The 3,462-nt window shown below is 67.0% G+C and carries 3 protein-coding genes and 1 pseudogene; all 4 read right to left on the minus strand.

Annotated elements, in window-relative coordinates; translation table 11 throughout:
- Positions 1 to 295: pseudogene (locus LQV45_RS21500) on the minus strand (SRPBCC domain-containing protein); the annotation flags it as partial.
- 52 nt (positions 296 to 347) lie between these two features.
- The gene (locus tag LQV45_RS21505; RefSeq protein ID WP_230008746.1) at positions 348 to 1,460 is read right to left on the minus strand and encodes a DUF6707 family protein; all 1,113 of its coding nucleotides are present in this window, start codon (positions 1,458 to 1,460) and stop codon (positions 348 to 350) included.
- A 119-nt stretch (positions 1,461 to 1,579) separates the two neighbouring features.
- Complete coding sequence (locus LQV45_RS21510) at positions 1,580 to 2,119, minus strand: NUDIX hydrolase family protein (protein WP_079551800.1); 540 nt, start codon at positions 2,117 to 2,119, stop codon at positions 1,580 to 1,582.
- Between the two features lie 35 nt (positions 2,120 to 2,154).
- A complete protein-coding gene (locus tag LQV45_RS21515; RefSeq protein ID WP_230008747.1) occupies positions 2,155 to 3,348 on the minus strand; it encodes a CdaR family transcriptional regulator in 1,194 nt (397 codons plus the stop codon).
- Between the last annotated feature and the right edge of the window lie 114 nt (positions 3,349 to 3,462).

Genomic DNA, 3,462 nt, shown 5'->3' on the forward strand with positions numbered 1-3,462 from the left:
TGATGTCCTCGTCCCAGGCCGCCCACTCGGAATTGTGGTCGATTGCCGCCCGGGTGACGCTGACCTCCGTGCCCGTGGGGACAGGTTTCAAGGTGAAAACGTCGCCGCCGTCGACCACCAGGGAGGTGTGGTCGGCGCCTTCGACCACATTGGGGCCGAAGTAGATTTCGTTGATTTCGGCCTCTTGGTCATCGGCCACCCAGCCGTGCCATTGGGCGATCTTGGCGGGTTCGCGCAGCATGGTCCAAACTTGCTGCGCGTCGGAATTGATCACAACGCTCAGATTGTTCGTCATGGGGTGAATCTACAACTCCGGGCCCGCCACGGGTAGGGCCCAACGCTAGACCTCAGGCGCGGACCGATTCGAGCTCGTTGGCGATCCGGCGTTCCAGCTCAACGGTGCCAATTGTTTCGGAGCCGCCGTGCGCGCGCAGGAACAGGAGCGCCTCGAGCCGCAGCAGGCGCCAGTCGCGTTCCGCATCCTGGTTCGCATTGTCGATCGAGCGGAAGATTTCCTTGTCGTACAGGTTGGGCTCGTTGAGCGAGCGCTGGCGCACCTTGGCGTTGATCCTGGCCTTGAACGGGTCCGTTTCCATGGCCTCCGGCGCGCGGAGCAGTTTCTCGTAGATCCCGGCGCGCTGGTCCTGACCCAGCTGGCGGCAGATGTAGCTGGAGAGCGCCAGCGATGACTCCACGGAGGCCCAGCGGTCGGGGTTGCCGTCGAACGGCAGGACGTTGAGCAGGTCCGCGACCGCCATGGCGTTGTCGGGGTCCTTGAGGGTGACGAAGAGCTCGTGCGCGAGGTCGCTGAGATCCTTCAGGCAGCTCCCGGACTTGGTGTTGATGCCCTTGGCGAGTCGTTCACTGAGCAGGAGGACACCGACGGCGCCCGGATGGTCCTCGGCCGCGGCCTCCACGACAGACTCCGGCGTGCCGTCGGGGGCCGGGATGAGTGCCAGGTCCGCTTCGCTGGGTCCGCTCACCGCGGGCGGCGCAACAGGCTGGGGAGGAACGACGACGGCGGCTACCGCCGTATTGTCGGACCCGACAGCGTCGGATTCAGTTGTGCCGGGCCCGGCAGTGTCGGATTCAGTTGTGCCGGGCCCGGCAGTGTCGGATTCAGTTGTGCCAGGCCCGGGTGCGACCGGCTCAGCCTCGTCCGGCGCAGGGGCGCCGCCATCGGAAGGAGTTGGCGTGCCGGTCGCGCCGCCGTCGGACGCCGTTGTGCCGGCCCCGGCGTCGTCCGTGACGCGGACCAGTGACCCCGCCGCGATCCGCAGCACACCGCCACCGCTGAGGGTCGCCAACACCATGGCGGGAGTCCCAAAATCGTCGGTTTCGACATCCACGCGATGGATCTCGGCGGAGCGGTTTCCGTCGGGCAGAATCAGGTGGTCACCGGCCCGCAGAGATCCAGCCTGCTGTTCACTGTAGTTCCGGGAGGCTGGGGGGTGGGTCATCGGGAGTCCTTAAAGTTCTCTTGCGGTCCGCCCAACAGTCTACAAAATCGGCCGCACGAAGTCGGGGACGCAGGGGAGCCCCCGAGAGCCCCGGCCGGCGCCGGGCCCCAGCGAAGCGGCTAGTTGCCGACTCCCGCGAACGCCAGTGCCTGCCGGATCAGGGCCCCCCGGCCGCCGCTGAATTCGAGCTGCACGTCCGTGCCCATGACCTCCTGCGGGGTCATCCAGGTCAGCTCAAGGGCGTCCTGCCGCGGGGAGCATTCGCCGGTCACAGGAATGATGTACGCCAGGGCAACGGCGTGCTGGCGGTCGTCCGTGAAGCCGGTATGGGACGGGGACGGGAAGTACTCGGCCACGGTGAACGGCACCGGGCTGACCGGAAGCTGCGGGAAGGCGAGGGGGCCCAGGTCCTTCTCCATGTGGCGGAGCAGGGCGGCGCGGATGGTCTCGCGGTAGAGAACGCGGCCGGACACCAGGGACCGGACCATGGTGCCGTCCTCGTCGGCCTGCAGGAGGGTGCCGACCTCGTTCACGAACCCGAGGGGGTCCAGCCGGACCGGAACGGCCTCGACGTAGACCATCGGCAGCCTGCCCCGCGCTTCGAACAGGTCGTCGTCGGAGAGCCAGCCGGGATTCGGGTCAGGGGTGCGCACATTCATGGTTAAGTTCTACCCCATCCCTGACCCGCCGGACGTCACGCCCAAGCGACGACGAGCCGGGCCGTCTGCGCCGGGACCGCCAGGTCCACGCCTGTCAGATCCTGAAAGCGGCTGATCCGGTTGAGGATGGTGTTGCGGTGGCAGAAGAGCTGCTGCGCTGTCGCCGTAATGCTCCCTGTTTCCAAGTAATGCTGGACGGTTTCTTTCAGCCGCTCCCGTTCGCCGCCGCGGCACCCGGACAGGCCGGTCTCAAGGTCGGCCAGGAGGTCCAGGCCGACGTCGAGCATTTGCTGCTTGGCCAGCCGGGCCCAGGCGGCCTCCGCTGACAGGGGCCCGGAATCGGAAGACCGCAGCAGGGAGGCGAGGCTTCCGGCCGTGCGGGCGGCCGCGGGCAGCGCCCGCAGCCCGGCGACGCCCGGAACATAACCGCATGGGATGTCGGTCAACGCGGCGGGGACAGAGTGCCGGGCGCCGTCCCGGTATGGCGGGAGCGGCCAGAACGCGTAGGTGTTCCCGCCGAATTCGTGGACGAAGAACCGGCTGCGTGTCTGTTGCCCGGAGCCCAGGCTGGTCGCGGCCGTTCGGAGACTCACTGCGGCGTCGCCACTGGCCGCCACGAGTCCGAAGCGGGCGGTCGAGTCCACGCCGAGGGCGGCGGCGACCTGGCTGACGGTCTCCGCGGTGGGGCTAGCCTGGTTGAAGAGCCGGGCAATGAATTCGCGGCGGATGCTGGACTCCTCCTGGGCCATCCGCACGCGTTCGGTCAGATAGCTCGTGTGGGTTCGCGTGGCGAATTGGTCCACGACGCGCCACACCCTGTCCACACTGGATGCCAGCAGCGCGGCGTCCTCGGCATCGGCGATCTGCAGCAGGCCTTCCCAGATGATGCTGAAGTCCAGCCGGACGGCCGAGATGAGCGCCTCCGGCGGGATGCCGGCCCGGGCGCGTTTGGCGCCCAGATCGGCAGCAAATTCGAGGAGCGACTCCATGGCCGGACCAAGGGGGGACTGCTGCCGGAGTTCCTGTCCGCGCAGCCCGTCCACCAAACGCCTGAATGTTTCGCGCGCAGTCACTTCGAGATCCCCGGAGCCCACCTGTTTTTCGGCATACTCGGGGATGTCACGGACCCTCGCCGTAAATGTTTCGGCCAGCGTGTCCAGCCGCCCGTGGAGCAGCTCCACCAGTTCGGCCCAGCGCAGGGAATCGCCCGGCGAATGAAAATTGTGCATTCACACATTTTAGGCATGGAAATGCGTGATGCAATGCTAGTTTTTTGGACGAAATGTACTGGCAGAATGGGACAAGAGAAATCGGGTGAGCGCAGTCACACCCCGTCGGCCTTA

Source organism: Microbacterium sp. Bi128 (genome assembly GCF_918698205.1).